The following is a 25,444-nucleotide window of genomic DNA, read 5'->3' as shown; positions in this document are numbered from 1 at the left end:
CGATTCCACCAGGCCCGGCCCGACTCGGCAGGTCCGAACCGCCGGTCGTCACCGAATTTCCACCTTTCGATGGAGGGGACGCGCGCCGGCGGGCGAGACTCGAGTTCCGGCACCGGCGCCGGCGCCGGCCCCTAAGCTCCGGAACCATGTCCTCGACATGGGAATGGTTGTTCAGGGTCAGGCATGCACTCGACACGGGTTCGCCGTTCCGGTCCCGGCGCCGGCGTCCCTCCCTGGCCGACGCCGTCGCCGGACGGGTCGTCCTCGTCACCGGGGCCTCGTCCGGGATCGGCCGGGCCGCCGCACTCGAGTTGGGCGCGGCCGGCGCGACGGTGCTGCTCGTCGCGCGGCGGGCCCCGGAACTGCAGGAGGTCGCCGCGACGGTGACCGCGCGCGGGGGCACGGCCGCGGTGTACCCGTGCGACCTCAGCGACCTGGATGCGGTCGCCGCGACGACCGCGCAGGTGCTCGCCGACCACGGGCGAGTCGACATCCTGGTCAACAACGCGGGGCGGTCGATCCGGCGGTCCCTGGAGCAGTCCTACGACCGGATCCACGACTTCGAACGGACGATGCAGCTGAACTACATCGCCGCCGTCCGGCTGCTGCTCGCCTTCCTGCCCGGGATGCGGGAGCGCCGCTTCGGTCAGGTGGTCAACGTGCTCTCGCTCGCGAACCTGACCGGCGGACCCGGGTACGGCGCGTACGTCGCGTCCAAGGCCGCCCTGGACGAGGTCTCCCGGTCCTTCCAGGCGGAGACGCTCGACGAGAACATCCGCTTCACCTCGGTGTACATGCCGCTGGTGCGCACCGAGATGATCACGCCGAACGAGAGGTACGCGAAGACCGCCGCGCTGACCGCCGCGCAGGGCGGGCGGGTGATCTGCGACGCGATCGTCGACCGCCCCCGGCGGGTCGCGCCGTTGATCGGGCGGCTCGTCGGCCTCGTCGACGCGGTCAACCTCGCACCTGCCGACGCGGGCCGCAACCAGCGGTTCACCGCCGGGATCTGAGGCCGCCGCGAATGAATTCCACGTGGGACGCAAGCACTTCCGGGCTGCTGCGGCTGCCCTCCGGACGACTCGTCCGCGGACGCGGCCTCCGTCGACCCCTGCCCGACGGCGCACCGCCCGAGTTCGGGCTCTACCTGCTCGGCCGCCCACCGGCCGCCCAGCCGTGGGACACCCGGTGGATCCGGTGGCCGGACTTCTGGTTGCCCACGGACCCCGCGGTCGCGCACCACGCGTTGCGCGAGGCGTGGCGCCGATCCGAGTTCGAGCGGGTGGAGGTCGCCTGCGGCGGCGGACGCGGCCGGACCGGCACCGCGCTCGCGTGCCTGGCCGTGCTGGACGGCGTGCCCGCGCGCGAGGCGGTGGCCTTCGTCCGGGACCGGTACTCCCCGCACGCCGTCGAGACGCCGTGGCAGCGTCGCTACGTCGCACGGTTCCCATCGGCCTGAGCCCACGTCAGCGCTCCAGGTACCCCTTCATCCGCGCGAGGGTGGTCTGCATGCCGGACTGCATCAGCGCATTCCGGTTGCGCCCGATCAGCGTCGACCGCTGCACCAGACGCACCTGCAGGGCGGGGGTTCCGTAGATCTCCCGGGTCTCGGTGACCCGGGTACCGGTTCCCGACGGCTCCACCAGGTACGTCCAGCGCGCCTTGGACTCGTCCACCTCGAACGAGAACCTCTGCCCCGCAACCACGTCGACCACCGTGCAGTGGGTGGTCCAGCGGATCAGACCGTGCCGGTTGCCGCCGGTGAACGTCGCCCCGACGGTCAACCGGCTGTCCGCCGGTCCAGCGCCCGCCGGTGTTCTCGGGGCTGAACCGGCCGAAGCCGGCGATGTCGGTGACGACGTCCCAAACGGCGGACGGCGCGGCCTCGATCCGGACGCTCGCGCGGTCCACGGTCACCGCCCGGGCAGGTACTGCATCACCTTGATAAACGGCGCCAGCGCCTTTGCCCACAGCTTCGGCGGAAGTCCGCGCGGCCCACCGAGATTGAGCACCCGGGTGGTGGCGATGGTCTGCGACTCGGTGTACTTGAGCATGCCGTCGGGGCCGTGCCGGCGACCGACACCGGAGACGCCCATGCCGCCCATCGGTGCGGCCGTGCTACCCCAGGCGGGGGCGTAGCCCTCGTCGACGTTGACGGTGCCGGCGCGGACCTGCGCGGCGATGGCCTCGCCCTCCGCCTTGGTGCCCGCCCACACGCTGGCGTTGAGGCCGTACTCGGTGTCGTTGGCCAGGCGGATCGCCTCGTCGACGTGCGCGACCGGGTAGATCGACACCAGCGGCCCGAACGTCTCGTTGCGCGCGCACTCCATCTCGTCCGTCACGCCCGTGAGCACCGTCGGCTCGTAGAACAGCGGGCCGAGGTCGGGGCGAGCCTTGCCGCCCGCGACCACGGTCGCGCCCTTGACCACGGCGTCGTCGACGTGCCCGGAGACCGTCTTGACCTGCGCCTCGGAGACGAGGCTGCCCATCTCGATGCCGAACTCGTAGCCGGCGCCGAGGGTCATCTTCTTGACCCGCTCGCCAAAGAGCCGGATGAACTCGTCCGCCACCGGCTGCTCGACGTAGATGCGCTCGATGGAGATGCACAGCTGGCCGGAGTTCGAGAAGCAGGCGCGCACGGCGGCGTCGGCCACCTCGCGCAGGTTCGCGCCCTTGGTGACGATCATCGGGTTCTTGCCGCCGAGCTCGGCGGAGAAGCCGATCAGCCTGCGGCCGGCCTGCTCGGCGAGCAGCTGGCCGGTGGCGGAGGAACCGGTGAACATCAGGTAGTCGGCGTTCTCGACGAGCGCGGTGCCGACCACGGAGCCCGGGCCGGGGACCACGGCGAACACGTCGCGGGGCAGGCCCGCCTGGTACAGCAGGTCGACGCAGGCCAGGGCGCAGTACGGGGTCTGGCTGTCCGGCTTGATCACCACGGCGTTGCCGGCCAGCAGCGCGGCGATGGCGTCGGAGACCGCGAGGGTCATCGGGTAGTTCCACGGCGAGATGACGCCGACGACGCCCTTCGGGTGGTGCCGCACGACGGTCTTCGTCAGGCCCGGCAGCATGCCCTGCACGCGCTTCGGCGCGAGCGCCTTCGGTGCCGTGCGGGCGTAGTAACGCGAGGTCATCGAGATGTCGAGGACCTCCTCCTGTGCGGCGGCGCGCGACTTGCCGGTCTCGGCCTGCGCCATGTCCATCAGCGCGTCGCGGTTCGCCAGCACCAGGTCGCGGTAGCGGTGGAAGATCCGGGCGCGTTCCTCGGCGGGACGCGCGGCCCAGGCGACCTGGGCGACCCGGGCGCGGGCGACCGCGGCCGTCGCGTCCTCGGCGGTGCCGACGGGGATGGTCGCCAGTTCGCGGCCGGTGAAGGCCTCGACGACGGGCCGCGTCGGCCGGCTCGCGGCATCTTCGATCGCGACGAGTTCTAGAAGCCGCGCGAACGTTGCGGCGGACGGAGCAGGCATTTTCGCACCCCTACTGGTGAGTATTTCTTCGAGTTACGTCAACCTACCTGGTCGGTGGCCCGCATCACAGGGCAGCCGAGAAACAGCCACGGCGTCCCGGGCGACCGCGACGACGCGGGCACCGGGGACGGCCGGTTCCACGAAACAGCGGCCGCGAGGTAGTCCGCGACCTGCCCGGCATCCCAGCCGTGGGCCTCCTGCAGGCCCGCGCCGAGTGCCCGCAGATAGGCGGGCGACGGGGCCGTGTGCACCGCCGTCGACCCCCGGGCCCGGCAGGTGAACGTGCGCATCGCGAGCCCGCCGCGGCGCCCCAGCTCCAGCACCCTGTCGTAGCACTCGGGCTCCTGGGACCGCACGTCGTCGAACTGCTCCGCGGTCAGCAGGTACGCCCGCGCCGCGACCCGGCCCGCCTCGTCCGGGTCGTAGAAGGCCCGGCCGCCGCCCCACACCCGCGACCGACCGGCGAAGAAGACCCGGCCCGGCACCAGGACCGGCGCCGACTCCCGCGGTGCGCGGCCGTCGCGCGCGCCGGGTTGGGTGCGCCGACCACCGGCGGGGCGACCGCCCCGCAGGTAGCAACCCAGCCGGTCGATCGACATGTTCGACCCGTAACTGACGTACCAGATCAGCACACAACCGACCGTACTCGGCGGCCACACCGCCGGGCCGCGGGTCAGGCCTGCGCGACCGTCTCCTTGGCCCAGCGGTAGTCCGCCTTGCCGCTCGGCGAGCGCAGCACGGCCGGCACCACCACGATCGACCGCGGGATCTTGTACCCGGCGACGTGGGCCCGGCAGTGCTCCGCGAGCTCGGCGGTGTCCACGTCCTCGTGCCCGTCCCGCAGCGCCACCACCGCGGCCACCTTCTCGCCGAACCGGGCGTCGGGGGCGCCGGCGACCAGGGCGTCGAGCACCGCGGGGTGCGTCTTGAGGGCCAGCTCCACCTCCTCGGGGTACACCTTCTCGCCGCCCGAGTTGATGCACGTCGAGCCTCGGCCGAGCAGCACGATCGTCCCGTCCGCCTCCCGCCGGCCCATGTCGCCGAGCACCGCCAACCGCACCCCGTCCACGGTGGGGAACGTCGCGGCCGTCTTGTCCGGGTCGCCGAAGTACGCGAGCGGGACGTGGCCGCGGCGGGCGATGAAGCCGGGCTCCGCGGAGTCCGCGTCGAGCACCCGGTTCCGCTCGTCGACCAGCAGCATGTTCGGGTTGGACCGGATCCGCTTGGTTCCGTCGGCGCCGAACTCCACCACCCCGTCGTTGCCGGACTCCGAGGCGCCGAAAGCGTCCTTGACCACGAGCCCGGGCAGCATCTCGCGCAGCCGGTCCTTGAGCGCGGGCGAGAACAGCGCACCGCCGGAACCGATCAGCTTCAGCGACGTCAGGTCGTACCGCGAGCCGTGCTCGGCGACGGCGTCCGCGATCGGCCCGGCGATGGCGTCGCCGACGACGGTGATGCCGGCGATCGACTCCGCCTCGACGAGGCGCAGCACCTGCTCGGGGTCGAAGGTGCGCGCCAGCACGCGCGGCGCGCCGGACAGGAACGCGGTGAGCAGGGAATAGATCGCGGCGCCGTGCATGAGCGGCGGAATCAGCATCAGCACAGTCGGATTCGTGTTCGCGACCGCGGCGTCCACCACTTCGCCGACGGATCGCCGCGGCGGCCCCGCCAGGTTCGCGCCGGACAGGGCCGCGTAGAAGAAGTCCTCGTGCCGCCACACCACGCCCTTGGGCATGCCGGTGGTGCCGCCGGTGTAGACGACGAAATGGTCGTCCGCGCTGCGCGGGGCGAAGTCGCGTCCGTCCGACTGCGCCGCCAGTGCCGGCTCGTAGGCCCGGACGTCGACGCCCGCCAGGTCGGTGCCCGCCTCACCGACCACCAGCACGTGCGCCAGCCCGGGGCACTGCGGCAGCGCGGCGGCCACGGTCGGCACGTAGTCGGACTCGACCACCAGCGCCACGACCTCCGAGTTGTTGTAGAGGTAGACCAGCTCGGCGTCGGTGTAGCGGTAGTTGACGTTGATCGCCACGGCCCGGATCTTCAGGCAGGCCAACAGGCATTCGACGTACTCGATGCAGTTGCGCATGTGGATGCCGACGTGCTGGCCGGGCCGCACGCCGATCGACTGCAGATGGTGTGCCAGGCGGTTCGCGCGCCGGTCCAGCTCGAGGTAGCTGCGACGCTGCACGTCCAGCTGCCCCGAACCCGGCACGGACGACCCGAAGATCAACGGAACCCTGTCCGGGATCGCGTCCGCGACGGCTTCGTAGAGATCGGCAATGTTCAACGTCACGCCTGGTTCCTCACTTCACAAGAACAACAGAGAGCACAAGAGATTGTTCGCGAAGCTAACACGTACCCCGTCGCCGCCGAGTCAAAACTGTTGCCGTCGAATCACTTACCCGCGCTCACGAGTGGCGGTACTACGCTGGGGAAATGGATCCGCCGGGTACCCGGTACGTCCAGCGTGACGGTCATGCGCTGGCGTACCAGGTGGTGGGCGAGTCGGAGCAGGCCCGGGACTCGACGCGGCGCGACGTGATCTGGTTCTTCGAGGTGGCGCAGCACCTGGACCTGATGTGGACGGACCCGCACATCAACTACCTGCTCGAGCGCGGCACCACCTTCGCGCGCACCACGTTCCTGCAGCGCCGGGGCGTGGGACTGTCCGACCCCATCGACCACGTGCCCACCCTCGAAGAGCAGGCCGACGACGTCGCCGCGGTGATGGACGAGGTCGGGATCCGGCACGCCACCATGGTGGGCGTCACCAGCACCTGCGGCGCCCTGTGCATGCTGGCGGCCCGGTCACCCGACCGGGTCCGCGGCCTCGTGCTGATCCAACCGTTCGCGGAAAGCCTGCTCGGCACCAACCGGATGCCGGTCGGCTGGGACGAGGCGTCCCGGGCCCGCTACATCGCCGGGTGGCGCGGCGCGGGCAACGAATGGGGCACCGGGGCCTCCCTGGCCAGGTGGGATCCGGCGGTGGACACCCCGCACAACCGGCGCCTGATGGCGCTGTCGGAGCGCTGCTCGGCCACCCCGGCGACCGCCCGGGCCCACTTCGAGTGGGTCTTCCGCCTCGACTACTCGCGGGCGCTGCCATCGGTCCAGTGCCCGGCGCGAGTGCTGCTGGCCCCGGCCAGCCTCGTGCCGCGCGGCGCCGCCCGGCACGTCGCGGACCTGATCCCGCACGGCCGGTTCCACCTGCTGCCACCCGCTCCCCCGGGTTCGTCCATCGGCGAGGCCTGGATGCCGGTCCTCGAGCACGTGGAGGAGGCGGCGACCGGCATGCACCGCCCCGCCGACGCGGACCGCTTCCTCGCGTCGCTGCTGTTCACCGACGTGGTGCACTCCACCGAGACGCTGGCCCTGATCGGTGACGTGGCGTACCGCGACCTGCGCGCGGCCTACGAACGGCAGGTCCGGGTCGAGGTCGATCGGGCCGGCGGGCGCCTCGTGAACGTCTCGGGCGACGGCACTTTCAGCGTCTTCGACGGCCCCGCCGCCGCGCTCCGGTGCGCCGAACGGATCTGCCGGTCGGCGACCGCGTTGGGCATCGCGGTGCGCGCCGGCGTGCACACCGGCGAGGTGGAGCACACCGGCCTGGAGCTGACCGGGATGACCGTCCATGTCGGCGCCAGGATCGGGGCCGCCGCCCGCCCTGGTGAGGTACTCGCGTCCCGCGCCGTCCGCGACCTGGTCGTGGGGTCCGGGCTGTCCTTCGTCGACCGCGGCCTCCACGAGCTCAGAGGCGTACCCGGGCGGTGGTCGCTGTACGCACTCGACGGCGAACCCGAGACTCTCCCGCTCGCACGAAAGAGGCCTACCCCCAACATGATCGACCGCACGGTGCTGGGCATGGCGCGGCGCACCCCGCGACTGTTGCGCACCGTCGCCACCGTGGCCAACGCGGCGCAGCGGCGGACCCCCCGCCGTGGCGGAACGGCAACCGGCCTGGACTGATGGATCCCCCGGAGATCCAGTACGTCGACCGCGAGGGCAGTGCGCTCGCGTACCAGGTGGTGGGCGACGGGGACCTGGACGTGGTCTGGTTCTTCGAGTTCAACCTGCACCTGGACCTGATGTGGACCGACCCGCACGTCCACTACCTGATGGAACGCGGATCCACCTTCGCGCGGACCACCTACTTCCAGCGGCGTGGGCTCGGGCTCTCCGACCCGGTCGACCGGGTGCCGACCCTCGACGAGCAGGTCAGCGACCTCCTCGCGGTCATGGACGAGGTCGGGATACAGCGGGCCACGCTGGTAGGCATGGCCAGCACCTGCGCCGCCGTCAGCGTGCTCGCCGCCCGGGCACCCGAACGCGTCACCGGCCTGGTCCTCGTCCAACCGTTGGGCGAGAGCCTCCTCGACACGGACCGCCCGCCCTTCGGCTGGGACCCGGAAGAGGTCGAAAGATTCGTCACGGGGTGGCGCGCGGCCGCCGAAACGTGGGGGTCCGGAAACAGCACGGGGATCTGGGACCCGGCGGTGGACTCGCCCTACAACCGCAGGCTGATGGCACTGCTCGAGCGCTGTTCCGCACCCCCGTCCACCGCGCGCACGCATCTCGAGTGGACCTTCCGACTCGACTTCACCCAGGTACTGCCGTCCATCCAGTGTCCGACGCGCGTGTTGCTGGTCCCCGACAGCCCCGTCCCCCGACGCTCCGCCAGGCACGTCGCGGACCTGATCCCGCACGGCCGGTTCCACCTGCTGCCACCAGCCCCGCCGGGTGCCTCGCTGGGCGAGGCGTGGACACCGGTCCTCGACCATGTCGAGGAGATCGCCACCGGAGTACACCGCCCGACGGACGCGGACCGGTTCCTCGCCGCGGTGCTGTTCACCGACATTGTCGGATCCACCGAAGTCCTTGCCCGCATAGGTGATTCGAAGTACACCGCACTGCTCGCCGCGCACGAACGTGAGGTCCGTGACGAGGTGGAGCAGGGCGGCGGACGGGTGGTCAAAGTGACCGGCGACGGCACCTTCAGCACCTTCGACGGCCCCGTGGCCGCGGTCCGGTGCGCCCATCGAATCTGCGGCGGCGCCGGATCGCTGGGTATCGAGGTCCGGGCCGGCGTGCACGTCGGCCCGGTCGAACGGGCAGGCCCGGAGATCACCGGGATGACCGTGCACGCCGGCGCCCGGATCGGCGCCGCCGCCGGTCCCGGCGAGGTGCTGGTCTCGCGCGCCGTCCGCGACCTCGTCGCGGGATCCGGGCTCTCCTTCGTCGACCGCGACCTCCACGAACTCAAGGGCGTACCCGGCCGGTGGTCGCTGTACGCACTCGACGACACGATCCTCCCCACCCCGCTGCTGGAACGAAACCATCCGAGTCCCAACATGTTCGACCGTTCGGTACTGCGCCTGGCCCGGCGCGCCCCGCGGCTGCTGCGCACCGTCGCCACCGTCGCCAACGCGGCGCAGCGGCGAACCTCCCGCCGCCGCGGGACGGCGACTAACCTGGACTGATGGATTCCCCGGAGGTCCAGTACGTCGACCGCGAGGGCAGCGCGCTCGCGTACCAGGTGATGGGCGGCGGGGACCTCGACGTGGTGTGGTTCTTCGAGTTGAACATGCACCTCGACCTGCTGTGGACCGACCCGCAGATCCACTACCTGATGGAACGCGGGTCCACCTTCGGCCGAACCGTGCACTTCCAGCGTCGTGGCCTCGGCCTGTCCGACCCCGTCGACCACGTGCCCACCCTCGACGAGCAGGTCAGCGACGTCCTCGCGGTCATGGACCAGGTCGGGATACAGCGGGCCACGCTGGTAGGCGTCGCCAGCACCTGCGCCGCGCTCTGCCTGCTCGCCGCACGCGAGCCCGAGCGGGTCACCGGGCTCGTGCTGATCCAGCCGTTCGCCGAGAGCCTCGTCGACGCAGACCACCCACCCTCCGGCTGGGACCCGGGCGAGGTGGCGCGGTACGTCGAGGGGTGGCGCGCAGCCGCCGAGACATGGGGTTCGGGAAACAGCACGGCACTGTGGGACCCGGCGGTGGACTCGCCCTACAACCGGCGGCTGATGGCGCTGCTCGAGCGCTGCTCCGCGCCCCCGGCCACCGCGCGCGCCAACCTCGAGTGGATCTTCCGACTCGACTACACGCAGGTGCTGCCGTCGGTCCAGTGTCCGGCCCGGGTATTGCTGGTCCCCGACAGCCCGGTCCCGCGGGCCGCCGCCCGCCATGTCGCGGACCTGATCCCACACGGCCGGTTCCACCTGCTCCCACCAGCCCCGCCGGGCGCCTCGCTGGGCGAGGCGTGGACACCGGTCCTCGACCACGTCGAGGAGGTCGCCACCGGCGCGCACCGCCCCGCCGACGCGGACCGGTTCCTCGCCGCGGTGCTGTTCACCGACATCGTCGGATCAACCGAAGTCCTTGCCCACATTGGCGATTCGAAATACGCCTCCCTGCGTGCCACCCACGAACGCGAAGTCCGGGACACCGTCGAGCGGGCCGGCGGACGAGTGGTCAACGTGACCGGCGACGGCACCTTCAGCACCTTCGACGGCCCGGTGGCCGCGGTCCGGTGCGCCCGGCAGATCTGCCTCGGCGCGCACGCGCTGGGCATCGAGGTCCGGGCCGGGGTCCACACCGGCCCGGTCGAGCGCGCCGGCCCGGAGATCACCGGGATGACCGTGCACACCGGCGCCCGGATCAGGGCCGACGCCGGTCCCGGCGAGGTGCTGGTCTCGCGCGCCGTCCGCGACCTCGTCGTGGGTTCGGGGTTGTCGTTCACCGACCGTGGGGAACGACAACTGAAGGGCATACCCGGGAGCTGGCCCCTCTACGCGCTCGCCGGCACCGATCACCCGACGCGGACCGTTCCCCGAAACCCGCCGAGCCTCGGCATGATCGACCGCGCCGTGCTCCGTACCGCCAAGCGCGCCCCCGGACTGCTCCGCGCCGCGCTCAGCGTCGGCAACGCCCGGCAGCGGCGGAATGCACATTGACGGCGCCACTTGACCCTCACGCGACGGGAGGCTGCATCGTCTCCGGTGTGAGCGAGAACAGGGAGTCCAGGCTGACGGTCGGCGAGGTTGCCCGGCTGGTCGGAGTGAGCGTGCGAACACTGCACCACTACGACGAGATCGGGTTGGTCGCGCCGTCCGGTCGGACGCCGTCCGGCTACCGCAGTTACTCGGGGGCAGATGTCGAGCGACTACACCGGGTGCTGACCTACCGGGAGCTCGGATTCCCCCTCGAGGAGATTTCGGCTCTCCTCGACGATCCGTCCGTCGATGCGATGGCGCACCTACGGCGACAGCGAAAGTTGTTGGAACAACGGATTGATCGCCTGCACCAGATGGCCGCAGCCGTAGAGAAGTTGATGGAGGCACAGACGATGGGAATTCAGTTGACCCCCGCGGAGCAGCGGGAGATCTTCGGCGACGACTGGCTGGGCGAGGAGTACGCCGCCGAGGCCGAGCAGCGTTGGGGTGAGACCGATGCCTGGAAGCAGTCGCAGGCCCGATCTGCGAAGTTCAGCAAGGCCGACTGGCAGCAGATCAAGACGGAGGCCGACGCGCTCGAGGCCGACCTCGCCGCGGCACTGACCGAGGGCGTTCCCGCCGGCGCCGACCGGGCGGCGGCCCTGGCCGAGCGGCACCTCGCGGGCATTCGGCGACACTACGACTGCGGCTACGACATGCAGGTGTGCATCGCCCAGACCTACGTGTCGGACGAAAGGTTCCGCAAGCACTACGACGACATCGCACCCGGCCTCGCGCAGTACGTGCACGACGTGATCGTGGCGAACGCCGCCCGCAACGGTCAGTAGCGATCAGTCGTGCCGGGCACGTCCGCCGACCCGGGATCGGTACCTCCGCGTCCGGGTCGGCGGACGTGGATCACCCGCCAGGTCCTACCCTGGGAAGATGCCCGACCAGCGCAAACCCAACCTCGGCCAGTACCTCCGGTACCTGTTCGGCGGCGTCCTGCCCGAGTCCATGCAGGACTGGGTGCGAAACGACCTCGTCGGGCCCGGGGCTATGACGCGGTACGTGCTGCGCTTCACGATCCCGCTGATCCCGCTGTTCGCGGCGTTCTACCTGCTCATCCCCGGTGAGCGGTGGATCCCGCTCGCCATGATGGCGCTGCTGCTGTTCCCGGTGCTGTACTTCGCGGTCGCGCTGATGAACATCTACCGGCGCCACCGCCTGCTCAGTCACGGCCTCGACCCCGAACTGCTCGACGCGAAGGCGCAGCGCCGCGCCACCGACACCCGCGACGACTACGAACGCCGCCATGGCCGTGGCGACAACTGAGCCCCGCGAACTAGGGTGTACGGGCACACCGACGAAGGGGACAACACATGAGCGAGCCCGTGGCGACCGCTGACCTGGCCGACGAGATCGGCCCCGAGATCCGCAGCTGCGACACCCAGTTCATCCAGTTCGGCGGCCACGCAACGTTTTCCGGGCGCATCACCACCATCAAGTGCTTCCAGGACAACCTGCTGGTGAAGCAGACCCTGGGCGAGCCGGGCAACGGCGGCGTCCTGGTGGTCGACGGTGACGCGAGCATCCACACCGCGCTGGTCGGCGACATCATCGGCGGACGCGGCGTGAGCAACGGCTGGGCCGGTGTCATCGTGAACGGCGCGGTGCGGGACTCGGCGATCCTGCGCACCCTCGAGATCGGCATCAAGGCCCTCGGCACCAACCCGCGCAAGAGCACCCAGACCGGTTCCGGCGAGAAGAACGTCCCGGTCAGCTTCGGCGGCGTCACCTTCAACCCGGGCGAGACGGTCTACAGCGACCACGACGGCGTCGTCGTCCGCGCGGAGGACTGAGCGCTACCGCCGAACGGGCGGTTGCCGGGGCATCGGCCGAGAGCCGACCCCGGTAACCACCCGTTCGGCGTTTGACGCGAAGGCTTCAGAAGTGGGCGACCCGCGCGCTGGTCTCGCCGATCGACACCACGTCGCCCCGCTTGAGCTGCCGGCCGCGGCGGACCTCGACCTCGCCGTTGACCGAGACCATCCCGTCGGCGATGACCTCCTTGGCCTCCGCTCCGGACTCGATGAGGCTGGCCAGCTTGAGGAACTGACCGAGCCGGATGGACTCGTCGCGGATGGGGACGTCGAAGGTTTCGGACATGCCCCCATCCTCCCGCGGATGCCGGCCCGCCGCCCGCGCGACCCCCTGCCGGCGACGCGTCAACCCACGACGGTGACGGGGTCACCCACCTCGACGTTCTCGAAGAACCACGCGGCGTTCTCGGTGCTCAGGTTGATGCAGCCGTGGCTGACGTTCTCGTATCCCTGTGAGTCGACGGACCAGGGTGCGCCGTGGACGAAGATGCCCCCCGAGGTGAGACGGACCGCGTACTCGACGTAGAGCCGGTAGCCCTCCGGCGCGTCCACGGGCACCCCGTAGGTCGACGAATCCATCACCATGTCCCGGAACTTCTCCATGACGTGGAAGGTGCCGAGCGGCGTCTCGTGTCCGGGCTTGCCCATCGACGCGGGCATCACCCTGACCACCTGCCCGCCGATGCTGACCGTGAACTGATGCGTCGAGACGTCGGCGACGGCCGACACCGAGCCGCCGGCCTGGGTTCTCGACCCCGCGGAGGCCACCCCCGCCGCCCCACCGACCTCGAACAGCACCAGCGCAGCAACGGCGAGAAGAACCCGCGCACCGTGTCGCTTCCTCCCCATGGCGGTACCGCCCTTCGAGATGACGCGGCTAACCCCTCCAGTCAAGCACTCCGACCGGCACCGGAACAGGGCCGAAACCGTACAGAACGGCTCGACACGCCGCTTACAGCCGCGGCTCACAGTCGTAGGCATCACACTGGATGTCATGACGCCGAGCACCGCGATCGAACCGTCTGTCGCCGCCAGTGTGCCGCCGGCCCGGCCACTGGCGCGGGCACGGGGCGGAAGGCTGTCCGCGGTCCCGCACATCGCAGGTGTGGTGTTCGGGGTCTACGCGACGCTGGTGTTCGCGTGGAGCCTGTCGCCCGTGCTCCGGTACCTGCTCCGGACGCCGCGCGAGTACCTCGACAACTACTACTTCGACGCGCCCGACACCAGCTTCGCCTGGGCCCTGGTGCTGGGGCTGCTCGCGGCGGCGCTGGCCAGCCGCAAGCGGATCGCCTGGTGGCTGCTCACCGTCTACCTGGCCCTGTTCGCACTGGTGAACCTGGCCGTGCTGATCGCCGAGGGCAACGTGCACGCCGGGGTGGCGCTGGTGGTGCACCTCGTCGTGATCGGCCTGCTCGTCGCCGCGCGGCCACAGTTCTACACACGGGTGCGACGCGGCGCGGTGTGGAAGGCCCTCGGCGTGCTGGTCGGCGGGCTCGCCGTCGGCACCCTGCTCGGCTGGGCCCTGGTCGAACTCTTCCCCGGGACCCTGCCGCCGAACCAGCGGTTGCTGTGGGCGCTCAACCGCGTCGCCGGCATCGTCGTGGTCGACAACGAACAGTTCGACGGTCGCACACACGGATTCGTCAACACCCTGCTCGGCCTGTTCGGCGCGCTGGCCCTGCTCGCCGCGGTCATCACGCTGTTCCGGTCGCAGCGCTCGACGAACGCGCTCACCGGCGAGGACGAGTCGGCGCTGCGCGGGCTGCTCGCCCACTCCGGCGGCGACGACTCGCTCGGGTACTTCGCCACCCGGCGCGACAAGGCGGTGGTGTTCGCGCCCAGCGGCAAGGCCGCGGTCACCTACCGGGTGGAGCTCGGGGTGTGCCTGGCCAGCGGCGACCCCATCGGGGACGAGGAGGCCTGGCCGCACGCGGTGGACGCCTGGCTGGACCTGGCCTCCACCTACGGCTGGACGCCGGCGGTGATGGGCGCCAGCGAGGCCGGGGCCACCGCCTACAACCGGGCCGGGCTCATCGTCCTGCAACTCGGCGACGAGGCCATCCTGCAGACCCGCGACTTCGACCTGCACGGCCGCGAGATGCGTCAGGTCCGGCAGGCCGTCAGCCGAATCCGCAAGCACGACATCACCGCCCGGATCCGTCGGCACCGAGACATCCCGCCGGAGGACATGGCGAAGGTGATCGCCCGCGCCGACGCCTGGCGCGACACCGAGACCGAGCGCGGGTTCTCGATGGCCCTCGGCCGGCTCGGCGACCCCACCGACGGCGACTGCCTGCTGGTGGAGGCCGTCGCCCCGGCCGACCCCGCGGTCGACGGCGCCGAGGAGACCGTGGTGGGCATGCTGTCGCTGGTGCCGTGGGGCACCACCGGCGCCTCACTGGACCTGATGCGCCGAAACCCCCAGTCCCCCAACGGCGTCATGGAGTTCATGGTCACCGAACTGGCGACCGGTGCCGACAAGTTCGGGATCACCCGGATCTCGCTGAACTTCGCGGTGTTCCGGTCGGTGTTCGAGGAGGGCGCCCGGATCGGCGCCGGTCCGGTGCTGCGGGTGTGGCGCTCGGTGCTGCTCTTCTTCTCCAAGTGGTGGCAGCTCGAGGCGCTGTACCGCTCCAACGTGAAGTACCAGCCGGAGTGGGCACCGCGATACCTGTGCTTCGCCGACAACCGGGTGCTGCCGAAGGTCGGCATGGCCTCCGCGGTGGCGGAGGGCTTCGTCACCCTCCCCCGGTTCGGCCGCCGAGACATCAGCAAGCACACCGGAACTCACCAGTCCGTGCCCGCGGCGCTGACGGCGACGGGGCTGCTGCACGCCGACGGCAGCGCACCCGACGAGCCCAACGCGACCGGCGCCGGCAGCGGCGGCCGCACGGTCGTCGAGAACGGGCACCGGCGGCCGGAGCAGGTCCGGGTGCGGATGGACAAGCTGGACCGGCTGACCGCGGCGGGTGTCGACGCCTACCCGGTCGCGTACCCACCCACCCACACCGTCGCGGGGGCGCTCGGTGCGCCGGAGGGCACCAGGGTTCGGGCGGCCGGGCGGATCATCCGGATCCGCTCGTACGGCGGTGTCGCGTTCGCGGTGGTCCGGGACTGGTCCGGCGACATCCAGGTGCTCTTCGACCGCACCACCGTGGGCGACCGGCTCGACGCGTTCACCGCCGAGTTCGACCTCGGCGACCTGATCGAGGTGAGCGGGACCGTCGGCCGCAGCCGCAAGGGCGAGCTGTCGCTGCTGGCCGCGGACTGGCGGATGAACGGCAAGTGCCTGCACCCGTTGCCGGACAAGTGGAAGGGCCTGTCCGACCCGGAGTCCCGGGTGCGGCAGCGCTACGTCGACATCGCCGTCAACCGGGAGGCCCGCGACCTCCTCGTCGCCCGCAGCGCGGTGGTGAAGTCCCTGCGCGACTCGCTGTCGCAGCGGCAGTACCTGGAGGTGGAGACCCCGATCCTGCAGCAGGTGCACGGCGGGGCCAACGCGGCGCCGTTCCACACCCACATCAACGCCTACCACCTGGACCTGTACCTGCGGATCGCCCCGGAGCTGTACCTCAAGCGGCTCTGCGTGGCCGGCATGGAACGGGTCTTCGAGATCGGCCGGGTGTTCCGCAACGAGGGCGTCGACTTCAAGCACAACCCGGAGTTCACGATCCTCGAGGCGTACGAGGCGCACAGCGACTACGAGAAGATGATGGTGCTGTGCCGCGAGCTGATCCAGGCCGCCGCGGTCGCCGCGCACGGCCGGGAGGTCATCCTGCGCCCCGGACCCGACGGCACCCCGGTCGAGGTCGACATCTCCGGAGAGTGGCCCGTCAAGACCATGCACGACGCGGTCACCGAGAAGCTCGGCGTCGCGGTCACCCCGGCCACCCCGGTCCGCGAACTGCTCCGACTGTGCGAGGAACACCAGATCCCGCACCAGCCGAGCACCGACGCCGGTGCCGTCGCGCAGGCGATGTACGAGCACCTGGTGGAGGACCACACGGAGTTCCCGACCTTCTACACCAACTTCCCCACCTCGATGTCGCCCCTGACCCGGCCGCACCCGACGATCCCCGGCGTCGCCGCGAAGTGGGACCTGGTGGCCTGGGGCATCGAACTCGGCACCGCCTACAGCGAGCTCACCGACCCGGTGGACCAACGCCGACGGCTCACCGAGCAGTCGATGCTGGCGGCGGGCGGCGACGAGGAGGCCATGGAACTGGACGAGGACTTCCTGCAGGCACTCGAGCATGCGATGCCCCCGACCGGCGGCCTCGGCATGGGCGTGGACCGCGTCGTCATGCTGATCACCGGCGGCAGCATCCGCGAGACCCTGGCGTTCCCCCTGGCGAAGCCGCGCCAATGACCGACGGTGTCACGGCGTCACCCGTCGAGGCGACCGACCGCGACGGGCGACACCGGGAGCGGACGCTGCTGGTGGCGTTGCTGGCGCTCGGCCCGGTGCTGTACTCGACGTGGCTGCTCGGCTGGTTCCTGAGCTCGCACCTCGACCAGTCCCGCGCCTACGCCAGCGAACTGGCCGCACTGGACCAGCCGTGGGGCCTGTTCTACCGGACCGGCGACCTGCTGACCGGCATCGTGCTCACCGCCGCGGCGCTGCTCGCGCTGTGGCTGCGGCCGCGCCGGCCGCTGACCACAGTCGGCTGGGTCGGCCTCGGGGTGTTCGCCGTCGCGACGATCCTGGACTCCCGGATGCCACTGGACTGCGCCGCCCACGCCAGCGCCGCCTGTGCGGCACGCGAGCAGGCCGGCCTGCTCGACGAGTCCCGCTTCCTGCACGCCTCGACCAGCACGATCGCCGCGACCGCCGCCGCGGTCTCGGTGTTCGCCTTCATCGTCGCGTCCTTCCGCTACGACTGGCCGCGCTGGACCCGCTGGGGCGGGCTGGCGGTGGTGGTGACGTACCTGGTCGGCAACGCGTGGACACTCTTCGCCATCGACATGGACGGCCGCGGGGACGAGGTCTGGCTGCTCGGCTACGCCCAACGCCTGCAACTGGTCGCGGTCACCGGCTGGCTCGTCTACCTGGCCCTGATCGCGGCATGGGAGCGACGGACAGGGTTCCACGTGAAACGTTCAACGCCATGTGGCTAGGGTGACCTGGTGCAACTGCTCCTGGTCCGACATGCCCTGCCCGAACGTGTCCTCGCCACCGACGACGGCGTCGCGGACCCCGCGCTGACGCCCGAGGGCACCGAACAGGCCAAGCGCCTGCCGCTGGCGCTCGCCCCGTACCAGGTCTCCACCCTGGTCAGCAGCCCCCAGCGGCGCGCGTTGGCCACCGCGGCCCCGGTGGCCGAGGCCCTCGGCCTGCCCGTCGGCATCGACCCGGGACTCGCCGAGTACGACCACGGTCGCTCGCACTACATCCCCATCCACGAGGCCAAGGACATCGCGCCGGATGCCTACGCTCAGATTCTCGCGGGGCATCTACCGGACTTCGTCGACGAACCGGCCTTCCGGGCCCGCGTCCTGGCCGGGTTCGGCCGCATCGTCGACGCCGCTCACCACGAGGACACCGTCGCGGTGTTCGCGCACGGCGGCGTGATCAACGTGTACCTGCAGCACCTGCTCGGGCTCGAACGGCCGCTGACCTTCCCGATCGACTACACGTCGGTGACGCGGGTGCTGATCTCGCGCAACGGCAGTACGCGAACTGCCTCGGTCAACGAGACCGGCCACGTGCGCGACCTGCTGACCTCGCGACGGCCGTCGTAATCCGGCAGGAAACGACGAAAAGTACCGAAGTTGGACGCTCGGTACACACGTACTGGACGCTCGGTACAGACGCGGGGCGAATTCTCGTGCGGTCAGCCCGGTGGCAGGCCTGGGGATCCGACCTACGCTCCTTGGGAATGCCAGTGACCGCCATCACATAACGACCGCGCAAATCGACAACGCACCATGCGCACCGATGACGATCGCGTTCCCTGCGAAGTCCAAGGATGTCCCACGTGACCAGCAATGAAGTTGTGGAATTTGTCAATGTCGGCAACCGCGAGTTCGGGGCGGCGGCAGTGCCGTTCATGGGTGGCGCCGCGACGCCCTTCCCGGGCCACCTCCCGACGACGGTGGACCGCCAGGACATCCGCAGCACCAGCGTGCAGTCGCACCTGTTGGCCCACACGTTGCGGATGACGGTCCGCCCGGTCATCTCGATGTGGGCGAAGGCGTCGGCCCTGCCCTGGCCGATGAAGTTCCTCGACGACGTGAGCGCCCGGGTCCACCCACCGATCGAGGGGACCCGCAGCCACACCATCCTGCTCGACCACTGCAACGCGCAGTGGCTCCGAGCGGACGGCGCCGACGACGACCGCGTCGTCCTCTACCTGCACGGTGGCGGATTCATGTTCTGCGGGGTCGGCACCCACCAGCGTCTGGTCTCGCGGATCTCGGCCGCCGCGCAGGCGCCCGTGCTGATGGTCGACTACCGCATGCTCCCCGACCACAGCATCAGCGATGCCGTCGACGACGGGGTCGACGGCTACCGCTGGCTGCTGGCCAAGGGTTACCGGCCCGACCAGATCGTGATCGCCGGGGACTCGGCGGGCGGCTACCTGTCCTTCATGGTCCCGCTCGCGATCCGCGCACAGGGCCTGCCCGGTCCGGCCGGCATCGTGGCGCTCTCACCGCTGACCGAGATGGACCCCGCCCGCAAGACCGGACACCGCAATGCCGGTCGCGACGCCATGCTCCCGAGCAATGCGCTCGACGAACTCGCCCGGATCTCCGGCCTGCGCGACTCCCGGTCGGCGTCGAGCCGCGACCGATTGCGCCTGTGCCCGGTCGACAGCGACCTGCGGGGCCTGCCGCCGGTGCTGATCCAGGTCGGGTCGCACGAACTGCTGCTGCCGGATTCCGAACTGATGGCCGATCGTCTCGCCGAGGCGGGCGTGCCCTGCGAGCTCCAGGTGTGGCGCCACCAGGTGCACGTGTTCCAGGCGGCGGCCGACCTGGTGCCGGAAGCGCAGCGGGCGATCGAGGAGGTCGCCTACTTCATCAGGACGGCGACGCCGGAACCGGCGAGTGCCGCCCACTAGCCATCCGCGCCGGGGCGGGCCCGTCCGGACCCGCCCCGAGCACCGCCGCGCCGAGCCAATGGCACAGAGCCAACGCGACCTCGAGGTCGAGGCGGCCGTCGCGGAGCTTGTGTCCGAGCTGGTCCTCCGCCTTGCGGAGCCGGTACACCACCGAGTTCTTGTGCATGTTCAGCTGGTCCGCTGTCGCGGTGTAGCTCGAACCGTTGGCCAGGAACACGCGGATCGTCTCGCGCAGGCGCTCGCTCGCGACATCCTCCACGGCCAGCGGGCCGAGCACGTCGCGCACCCAACTTCGCGCGGCCGGCATGTCCGCACACATCAGGGCGATCGGCCCGACATCCGTACTGGAGACGACAAGCGGGCCGGGGCGCGCCGAGTTCTGGGCCACCACCTGCGCGGACATCGCCTGCTGGTGGGTGCGCCGGAATCCGGTCACACCGTCCGCCGGCGCCCCGACCGCGACCTTGACCAGTCGCTCCCAGCCCGCCACGACCGATCCGATCACCGAGATGTCGGCCGACGGCCCGACGGGCAACCATGCCCACACCTCGTTGTCGGCGCGGGGCAGGACCAGCGGTGGGCCGGCGCATCCGAGCCGCTCCGCGAGGGCGCCCACCGAACGCTCGAGAAACTTCATCTGGTCGTCGCGGGACTGCGTCTCGGCGGTCCACACCGCGATGGCCAGATGCCGCTGCGACAGCCGGTACCCGAGGGTGAGTTCGGCGGTGTGCACGTCGACCTCCCGGCCCGCGAGGAGCTGCCCGATACAGCTCTCACGGGCGGCGTTACTGCTGCGCTGCCACAATTCACGCTCGGACTCGAAGGCGCTCGCCAACTGGTGAGCCACCCGATCCGCGTAGCCGGCGGAGTCGGTCATGATCAGCACCGCGGCCTGGGCGATCACCGCCGCGTCATCGGTGAGCAGTTCCATCTGCTCGAAGCACCACCGCATCACGGTGTCGGAGGACAGCCGGTTGGCCCGCTCCAACGCGGACGGGGCGACACCGCGCTGGGCGAGCCGCCGCACGTGCTCGAGCGCGGCCGCCGGTGCATCGGTGCGCCCAGCCTCCAACCTGCCCTGCAGGATCTCGCGGATCGACGCCATCGACTCCATGGTGGCGGCGGCCTGCATCGACGCGATCAGCGGATCTCGCGCCTCTTCCATCTCGGAGGTCAGCCGGTCGATCACCCGCGCCTGGAGTTCCTCGCTCCGCACCTCCATCACCGAGGCCAGCGCCAGCACCAGATCGCGGGCGGCCGAGGCCGAGTCACCTGACAGTCGCATGGCGGCGATCCTCCTCGCTCCCGGTCATGTGGCCCTGTCCGGCCACAGACGCGTGCCCCGCTCGGCGCCCACCCGGTGAGCAACGGGCCGAGCGGGATCACGCTAGTAGATCAGCACCCCGGACGGTGCCCTTTCGGCTAGGCGACCGGCGTCAAGGTGTGGATCTGCGGGGCACCGGCGAGGTGCGCACCGAACGAACCGGCCGCGGCAGTGAAGTGCGGCGACGTCACGTGCGCCTGCAGCGCCTGCTGATCAGCCCAGATCTCGACGGTGACGAAGGTGCCGGGCGCACCTGCGGACTCGAAGAGGTCGTAGGAGACGCAGCCGGCCTCCTCTCGGCTGGCCGCGGCCAGCGACGACAGCGCCGACCGCACCTCGTCCTCGGAACCGGCCTTCGCGACGATCGTGGCAACTACGTGGAGATCAGACATCTGGTGTTCCCTTCTTGACGGCCGCCGCGCGGCAGCGCGAGCAACCGTATCCAGCACCGGGGCTGGGTGTCTCGACTATCGACACCGCTGTCGGCTGCGGAATTCCGACCGCAGCCGACCCCGCGGGTCAGGCGGCCTTGTCCCGCAGCCAGGTCGCGAGCCAGGTGGCCGGCGTGTTGCCGGCACTGTCGACGGCATAGCCCTGGTAGGTCTGGTGTGCGCCCGACCCGTAGAACTGGGCGAGCTGCGCGACCCGCTTCTCGTTGGCGTCATCGGTCAACTGGCCCTGCAGCGCGGGGATGCCGCCGGCCATGTTCAGGTCGTTCCAGATTTCGCGGGCCTCGGCACCTGACCGCGGGGTGTCCGAGGACCCCGCGTCGGAGTTCTGAGCGGCGAAGCCCGCCAGCCGGGTCACGTAGTCGTCGTCCTCCGTGGAGCAGTACAGGTCGCCCTCGGCGCAGAAGGTCACCGTCCGGTCACTGATCCAACCGAAGCCGCCGATCCGCGCGCCACCGGCGCCGTCGCCGGGCACTCGGGGGCCGATCAGGGCGTCGCTCGCGGAGCGTCGCGGGTCGGACAGCAGGCCGACGGCCGCGACCTTCTCCGGGCGGATGGTGCTCGTGCCGGTGCCGATCTCGGAGGCCAGATCACCCGCGGCGTCCGCACCCTGGCTGTAACCGATGATCCCGAACTTGGTGTCCCCACAACGCTGCTGCATCGCCTCGAGCATGCCGCGCGCGTTGTCGTGGGCCTGCTTCTTCGACGCGCCGTACACATCCCCCTCCCAAGGGAAGGCCGTGGCCGCATAGGTGACGTAGTCGGTGCGGATGTCCGTCCCGCGGAGTCGGTCGGTGACCCCGGCCAACATGCCCGGTGTCGGGGCCCGGTCCGCCGCGGTCGAGGTCTCCCACGTTCCGGGAATGGCAACGACGTACATCGTGGGGCACTCGCCCTGGGGTGCGGCTTGCGCCACCGCACCGGATGCCAACATTCCGGCGGCGGCCGCGGAGGCAGCGGCGACGGCAACGATCTTCTTCAGGCGCATTGGAGCTGACCCCTCACTCATATCCGAATCCAGGCTGCGGCGTGTGCCATTCTGCCGTCGGACGTACCCAAATGATGCACAAACGGTAAGGGGAAGTTACCTCAGAGATATGACATTCGCCTGGCGGACCGAACTGTCATCCGGCCGGGGCGGCTGGAAGGGGCGGCCGGACGTCGAGCACCGGGGCCGACCGGGCAGAATCCACCACATGCTGGACATGTCCGTGATCGTCACAATTGGTTCCGTCTGCATCGGGTTCGTCCTGATGGTTACCGCTGCCAGCGGGGCCCGAGGAGGCTGGAACCGCGTCGGCGTCATCGCGCTGTTCGTCGCCGCCCTGTGCTTCCTGACGGTCGTTCCCCTCGCCGTCGCACTGACCGCCGGCGTCTAGCCCCCGCTCGCCTCCGTACACGCCGGAGTGCGCCGCCGACTGTGTGTCGACGGCGCACTCCATCTTCGGTGCCGGTACTACTTCGCCCGGATCACCCGCGGATCAGGACCCGAAGATGCTGGTGAGGCTGCCCAGTCCGTCCAGGCTGCCGGTGCTGCCCGTCCCGTCACCGGGATCGGTGACGCCCGGAACGGTCACCGACTGCGGCGCTGCGGCCGAATTGGTGAAGCCCTCCGCACCGACGAACTCCGCCGTGACAGCGAAGGTGCCCGCATCGGCGAAGGTGTGCGACGCGGTCGCCACGCCGTCGACGACAGCGACCGGGGAACCGACCGCCACACCGGCGACCTTGAACTGCACGGTGCCGTTGGCGGTGGCCGGGTTGACCGTCGCCTTGAGCTCGACCGTGTCGCCCTTCGCGACGCTGCCGATCGTGTCGAGCGTGGTGGAGGTCTCCACGTCATTCGCCGCCGGGGCGGTCACGTCGACGACCGATGCCGTGGATGTCGAGTCGTTGAAGCCCGCACCGCCGCTGAAGACCGCGGTGATGCTGTGCTGGGCAACAGTGTCGAACGTGTGGGCCAGGGTCGCAGTGCCACCCGAAACCGCAACCGGCGCACCGATGTCGACGCCACCGTCCTTGAACTGAACCGAACCCGTGGCCGTGGCCGGGGTGACAGTCGCGGTCAGATCGACCGACGTGCCGGTCTTGGCGTCGACCGGAGCCGACAGGACGGTAGTGGTGTCCGCGGCCGGAGCGGTCACGTCTACGACCGAAGCCGCCGAGGTGGACCCGCTGAAGCCGGCACCCGCAACGAACTCAGCGGTGATCGAATGCGAAGCAACAGTGTCGAACGTGTGGGCCAGGGTCGCAGTGCCACCCGAAACCGCAACCGGCGCACCGATGTCGACGCCACCGTCCTTGAACTGAACCGAACCCGTGGCCGTGGCCGGGGTGACGGTCGCGGTCAGATCGACCGACGTGCCGGTCTTGGCGTCAGCCGGAGCCGACAGGATGGTGCTGGTCTCCACGATCGGTGCGGATACCTCGACCGCGTGCGCGGACGACGTCGAACCGACAAAGCCGGCACCCGCAACGAACTCAGCAGTGATCGAATGCGAAGCAACAGTGTCGAACGTGTGCGACAACGTCGCCACGCCGCCCGAAACCGCAACCGGCGAACCGATGTTCACGCCACCGTCCTTGAACTGCACGGTGCCCACCGCATCCGCAGGACCGACAGTCGCGGTCAGGTCAACCGCAGTACCGGTGACAGCAGACGCAGGAACCGCCAAATCCGTCGTGGTGGCCACCGCCGGAGCCGCAACATCCACCGCCTGCGCGGCAGAGACCGAGTCGACGAAGCCCGCACCAGCCGTGAACGCCGCGGTGATCGAATGCGAACCAACGGTGTCGAATGTGTGCGACAGAGTCGCGGTGCCACCCGAAACCGCAACCGGCGCACCGATGTCGACGCCACCGTCCTTGAACTGCACCGTGCCCACCGAGTTGGCCGGACCGACAGTCGCGGTCAGGTCAACGGCAGTACCGGTGACAGCAGCCGCGGGAACCGCCAGATCCGTCGTGGTCGCCACCGCCGGAGCCGACACCTCGACCGCATGCGCCGCCGACGTCGAACCGACAAATCCGGCACCCGCAACGAACTCAGCGGTGATCGAGCGCGACCCGACCGTGTCGAACGTGTGCGACAGAGTCGCAGTGCCACCCGAAACCGCAACCGGCGCACCGATGTTCACGCCACCGTCCTTGAACTGCACCGTGCCCACCGAGTTGGCCGGACCGACAGTCGCGGTCAGGTCAACCGCAGTACCGGTGACAGCAGCCGCGGGAACCGCCAGATCCGTCGTGGTCGCCACAGCCGGAGCCGCAACAGTTACCGCGGAAGCCGTAGATGTGGAGCTGACAAATCCGGGGCCCGCAGTGAACGCCGCAGTGATCGAGTGCGAGCCGACCGTGTCGAATGTGTGCGACAACGTCGCCACACCACCCGAAACCGCAACCGGCGAACCGATGTTCACGCCACCATCCTTGAACTGCACGGTGCCGACGGAGTTGGCCGGTCCGACGTTTGCCGTCAGGTCGACCGGCGTACCGGTGACAGCCTGAGCGGGAGCCGACAGCGTTGTCGTGGTGGCCACGTTCGGCGCGACCACCTCGACGTTCACGTTGGCCGGGTTGAATCCCTGTGTACTGCCAAAGGTGTACACGTCGAAGAACATGCCGCTGTTGAACACACCCAGAGGAGCGGCGGCCGGCACCTTGTAGGTCACCGTGTAATTCAGGGACTGGCCACTCTTGACCACGAATCCGCCGCCCAGGAAGCTGCAACCACCAGAGCACGTGGCCAACACGCTGCCGTCGGCCTGCTGCGAGATGGAGGAACCGCTACCGGTACCGGTCGCCGAGCCGCTCTGGTACACGAAGCCGGCCGGCGGGATGTCCCGGATCTTGGTGACGTAACGCTCGACCCCGCCATTGTGGATGACCTCGTTCTTGTAGGTCACGGTGTCGCCGGGGTGCAGGGTGGCGCCGGCAGTCCCCCCGACCACGCTCTTCTTGTAGATGAGGTTGCTGGTCGAGCCCTGGTTGCTGGTCGACCCCGGATCTGCCGAGGCCGGACTCACGCCCAGCATGATCAGACCGGCGGCGGCCGCTGCCGCGGTCAGTGGTGTCGCAACGCGACGTATCGATGGACGCACTGGTATCTCCGGATCCTCGCCGCCACGCGGCGTTGGTGATTGCCGTGTACTACCTGAATGACCGGGACGATTCGAAGGCTCTGGGCACTCGACCCGATCGATCTGGACATCTGCCCATGATGTCGCGGTACCGCACATCGAACCCACGGAGTGCGCCGACGGCCGTCTGCCGACGGCGCACTCCATCTCTCGTGCGGCACTACCTAGCCACGCTCAG

22 protein-coding genes and 1 pseudogene are annotated in these 25,444 nt (G+C 70.3%); 13 read left to right on the top strand and 10 right to left on the bottom strand.

Annotated features, from left to right (window positions below):
- Positions 1-146 precede the first annotated feature (146 nt).
- Both RT2_RS08550 and RT2_RS08545 read left to right on the top strand, forming a co-directional pair.
- Positions 147-1,013, top strand: a complete 867-nt coding sequence (locus tag RT2_RS08550; RefSeq protein ID WP_072844323.1) for an SDR family NAD(P)-dependent oxidoreductase — start codon at positions 147-149, stop codon at positions 1,011-1,013.
- 11 nt (positions 1,014-1,024) lie between these two features.
- Positions 1,025-1,459 carry a protein-tyrosine phosphatase family protein gene (locus RT2_RS08545; protein ID WP_072844321.1) on the top strand — a complete coding sequence of 145 codons (435 nt, stop codon included), beginning with the start codon at positions 1,025-1,027 and terminating at the stop codon, positions 1,457-1,459.
- A 7-nt stretch (positions 1,460-1,466) separates the two neighbouring features.
- On the opposite strand, the gene RT2_RS08540 is transcribed toward RT2_RS08545, so the two are convergent.
- The 4 genes from RT2_RS08540 to RT2_RS08525 all read right to left on the bottom strand — a co-directional run bounded on the left by RT2_RS08540 (position 1,467) and on the right by RT2_RS08525 (position 5,760).
- Entirely contained in the window at positions 1,467-1,784 is a 318-nt protein-coding gene (locus RT2_RS08540; protein WP_083577202.1) for an SRPBCC family protein, read from the bottom strand.
- A 129-nt stretch (positions 1,785-1,913) separates the two neighbouring features.
- Positions 1,914-3,467 carry a succinic semialdehyde dehydrogenase gene (locus tag RT2_RS08535; protein WP_072844320.1) on the bottom strand — a complete coding sequence of 518 codons (1,554 nt, stop codon included), beginning with the start codon at positions 3,465-3,467 and terminating at the stop codon, positions 1,914-1,916.
- A gap of 38 nt (positions 3,468-3,505) precedes the next feature.
- Positions 3,506-4,099 (bottom strand): hypothetical protein, encoded by a 594-nt coding sequence (locus RT2_RS08530; RefSeq protein ID WP_072844318.1) that lies wholly within the window; start codon positions 4,097-4,099, stop codon positions 3,506-3,508.
- A 41-nt stretch (positions 4,100-4,140) separates the two neighbouring features.
- Positions 4,141-5,760, bottom strand: a complete 1,620-nt coding sequence (locus RT2_RS08525; RefSeq protein WP_072844316.1) for an acyl-CoA synthetase — start codon at positions 5,758-5,760, stop codon at positions 4,141-4,143.
- Between the two features lie 143 nt (positions 5,761-5,903).
- On the opposite strand from RT2_RS08525, the gene RT2_RS08520 reads away from it, so the two are divergent.
- From RT2_RS08520 to rraA, 6 genes are all read left to right on the top strand, one after another.
- A complete protein-coding gene (locus RT2_RS08520; protein WP_072844314.1) occupies positions 5,904-7,433 on the top strand; it encodes an adenylate/guanylate cyclase domain-containing protein in 1,530 nt (509 codons plus the stop codon).
- Positions 7,433-8,944, top strand: coding sequence for an adenylate/guanylate cyclase domain-containing protein (locus tag RT2_RS08515; RefSeq protein WP_072844312.1), 1,512 nt, complete (start codon positions 7,433-7,435; stop codon positions 8,942-8,944). Before RT2_RS08520 ends, RT2_RS08515 begins: the two co-directional genes overlap by 1 nt.
- Positions 8,944-10,428, top strand: coding sequence for an adenylate/guanylate cyclase domain-containing protein (locus RT2_RS08510; RefSeq protein WP_072844310.1), 1,485 nt, complete (start codon positions 8,944-8,946; stop codon positions 10,426-10,428). The genes RT2_RS08515 and RT2_RS08510 overlap by 1 nt, the downstream gene beginning before the upstream one ends.
- A gap of 47 nt (positions 10,429-10,475) precedes the next feature.
- Positions 10,476-11,255 carry a MerR family transcriptional regulator gene (locus RT2_RS08505; protein WP_245709082.1) on the top strand — a complete coding sequence of 260 codons (780 nt, stop codon included), beginning with the start codon at positions 10,476-10,478 and terminating at the stop codon, positions 11,253-11,255.
- 97 nt (positions 11,256-11,352) lie between these two features.
- Positions 11,353-11,742, top strand: coding sequence for a DUF5313 family protein (locus tag RT2_RS08500; protein ID WP_072844308.1), 390 nt, complete (start codon positions 11,353-11,355; stop codon positions 11,740-11,742).
- Positions 11,743-11,789: 47 nt separating this feature from the next.
- Positions 11,790-12,269 (top strand): ribonuclease E activity regulator RraA, encoded by a 480-nt coding sequence (rraA, locus tag RT2_RS08495; RefSeq protein ID WP_072844306.1) that lies wholly within the window; start codon positions 11,790-11,792, stop codon positions 12,267-12,269.
- An 85-nt stretch (positions 12,270-12,354) separates the two neighbouring features.
- Here rraA and RT2_RS08490 read toward each other — a convergent pair whose 3' ends face one another.
- Positions 12,355-12,576 carry an RNA-binding S4 domain-containing protein gene (locus RT2_RS08490; RefSeq protein WP_072844304.1) on the bottom strand — a complete coding sequence of 74 codons (222 nt, stop codon included), beginning with the start codon at positions 12,574-12,576 and terminating at the stop codon, positions 12,355-12,357.
- A 59-nt stretch (positions 12,577-12,635) separates the two neighbouring features.
- Positions 12,636-13,055: pseudogene (locus RT2_RS26325) on the bottom strand (L,D-transpeptidase); the annotation flags it as partial.
- Between the two features lie 229 nt (positions 13,056-13,284).
- On the opposite strand from RT2_RS26325, the gene lysX reads away from it, so the two are divergent.
- From lysX to RT2_RS08465, 4 genes are all read left to right on the top strand, one after another.
- A complete protein-coding gene (lysX, locus tag RT2_RS08480) occupies positions 13,285-16,659 on the top strand; it encodes a bifunctional lysylphosphatidylglycerol synthetase/lysine--tRNA ligase LysX (RefSeq protein ID WP_072844302.1) in 3,375 nt (1,124 codons plus the stop codon).
- Entirely contained in the window at positions 16,656-17,408 is a 753-nt protein-coding gene (locus RT2_RS08475; protein ID WP_072844300.1) for a DUF998 domain-containing protein, read from the top strand. Before lysX ends, RT2_RS08475 begins: the two co-directional genes overlap by 4 nt.
- Positions 17,409-17,417: 9 nt before the next feature.
- The gene (locus RT2_RS08470; protein WP_072844298.1) at positions 17,418-18,032 is read left to right on the top strand and encodes a histidine phosphatase family protein; all 615 of its coding nucleotides are present in this window, start codon (positions 17,418-17,420) and stop codon (positions 18,030-18,032) included.
- Positions 18,033-18,268: 236 nt separating this feature from the next.
- Positions 18,269-19,354, top strand: coding sequence for an alpha/beta hydrolase (locus tag RT2_RS08465; RefSeq protein ID WP_245709080.1), 1,086 nt, complete (start codon positions 18,269-18,271; stop codon positions 19,352-19,354).
- On the opposite strand, the gene RT2_RS08460 is transcribed toward RT2_RS08465, so the two are convergent.
- From RT2_RS08460 to RT2_RS08450, 3 genes are all read right to left on the bottom strand, one after another.
- Positions 19,314-20,639: a PucR family transcriptional regulator gene (locus tag RT2_RS08460; protein ID WP_072844296.1), complete on the bottom strand. Its 1,326-nt coding sequence runs from the start codon at positions 20,637-20,639 to the stop codon at positions 19,314-19,316. The genes RT2_RS08465 and RT2_RS08460 overlap by 41 nt on opposite strands.
- 137 nt (positions 20,640-20,776) lie before the next feature.
- Positions 20,777-21,070 carry a putative quinol monooxygenase gene (locus tag RT2_RS08455; RefSeq protein ID WP_072844294.1) on the bottom strand — a complete coding sequence of 98 codons (294 nt, stop codon included), beginning with the start codon at positions 21,068-21,070 and terminating at the stop codon, positions 20,777-20,779.
- A 127-nt stretch (positions 21,071-21,197) separates the two neighbouring features.
- Positions 21,198-22,115, bottom strand: coding sequence for a cutinase family protein (locus tag RT2_RS08450; RefSeq protein WP_072844292.1), 918 nt, complete (start codon positions 22,113-22,115; stop codon positions 21,198-21,200).
- 208 nt (positions 22,116-22,323) lie between these two features.
- On the opposite strand from RT2_RS08450, the gene RT2_RS08445 reads away from it, so the two are divergent.
- Positions 22,324-22,506 (top strand): hypothetical protein, encoded by a 183-nt coding sequence (locus RT2_RS08445; protein ID WP_072844595.1) that lies wholly within the window; start codon positions 22,324-22,326, stop codon positions 22,504-22,506.
- Between the two features lie 102 nt (positions 22,507-22,608).
- On the opposite strand, the gene RT2_RS25040 is transcribed toward RT2_RS08445, so the two are convergent.
- Entirely contained in the window at positions 22,609-25,152 is a 2,544-nt protein-coding gene (locus RT2_RS25040; protein ID WP_169888224.1) for a beta strand repeat-containing protein, read from the bottom strand.
- Positions 25,153-25,444 lie beyond the last annotated feature (292 nt).

The organism is Rhodococcus tukisamuensis NBRC 100609 (genome assembly GCF_001894985.1).
GTDB classification, from domain to species: Bacteria; Actinomycetota; Actinomycetes; order Mycobacteriales; family Mycobacteriaceae; genus Rhodococcus_G; species Rhodococcus_G tukisamuensis.
The sequence above is the reverse complement of the archived record's forward strand: the minus strand, read 5'-3'. Positions and strand labels throughout refer to the sequence as shown.

Bases quoted from the DNA above. Each gene is read 5' to 3' on its own strand.
- RT2_RS08500 (WP_072844308.1), top strand. From the start codon at position 11,353: ATGCCCGACCAGCGCAAACCCAACCTCGGCCAGTACCTCCGGTACCTG.
- RT2_RS08490 (WP_072844304.1), bottom strand. From the start codon at position 12,576: ATGTCCGAAACCTTCGACGTCCCCATCCGCGACGAGTCCATCCGGCTC.
- RT2_RS08515 (WP_072844312.1), top strand. From the start codon at position 7,433: ATGGATCCCCCGGAGATCCAGTACGTCGACCGCGAGGGCAGTGCGCTC.
- RT2_RS08450 (WP_072844292.1), bottom strand. From the start codon at position 22,115: ATGCGCCTGAAGAAGATCGTTGCCGTCGCCGCTGCCTCCGCGGCCGCC.
- lysX (WP_072844302.1), top strand. From the start codon at position 13,285: ATGACGCCGAGCACCGCGATCGAACCGTCTGTCGCCGCCAGTGTGCCG.
- RT2_RS08520 (WP_072844314.1), top strand. From the start codon at position 5,904: ATGGATCCGCCGGGTACCCGGTACGTCCAGCGTGACGGTCATGCGCTG.
- RT2_RS08460 (WP_072844296.1), bottom strand. From the start codon at position 20,639: ATGCGACTGTCAGGTGACTCGGCCTCGGCCGCCCGCGATCTGGTGCTG.
- RT2_RS08545 (WP_072844321.1), top strand. From the start codon at position 1,025: ATGAATTCCACGTGGGACGCAAGCACTTCCGGGCTGCTGCGGCTGCCC.
- rraA (WP_072844306.1), top strand. From the start codon at position 11,790: ATGAGCGAGCCCGTGGCGACCGCTGACCTGGCCGACGAGATCGGCCCC.
- RT2_RS08535 (WP_072844320.1), bottom strand. From the start codon at position 3,467: ATGCCTGCTCCGTCCGCCGCAACGTTCGCGCGGCTTCTAGAACTCGTC.
- RT2_RS08475 (WP_072844300.1), top strand. From the start codon at position 16,656: ATGACCGACGGTGTCACGGCGTCACCCGTCGAGGCGACCGACCGCGAC.
- RT2_RS08510 (WP_072844310.1), top strand. From the start codon at position 8,944: ATGGATTCCCCGGAGGTCCAGTACGTCGACCGCGAGGGCAGCGCGCTC.
- RT2_RS08550 (WP_072844323.1), top strand. From the start codon at position 147: ATGTCCTCGACATGGGAATGGTTGTTCAGGGTCAGGCATGCACTCGAC.
- RT2_RS08455 (WP_072844294.1), bottom strand. From the start codon at position 21,070: ATGTCTGATCTCCACGTAGTTGCCACGATCGTCGCGAAGGCCGGTTCC.
- RT2_RS08445 (WP_072844595.1), top strand. From the start codon at position 22,324: ATGCTGGACATGTCCGTGATCGTCACAATTGGTTCCGTCTGCATCGGG.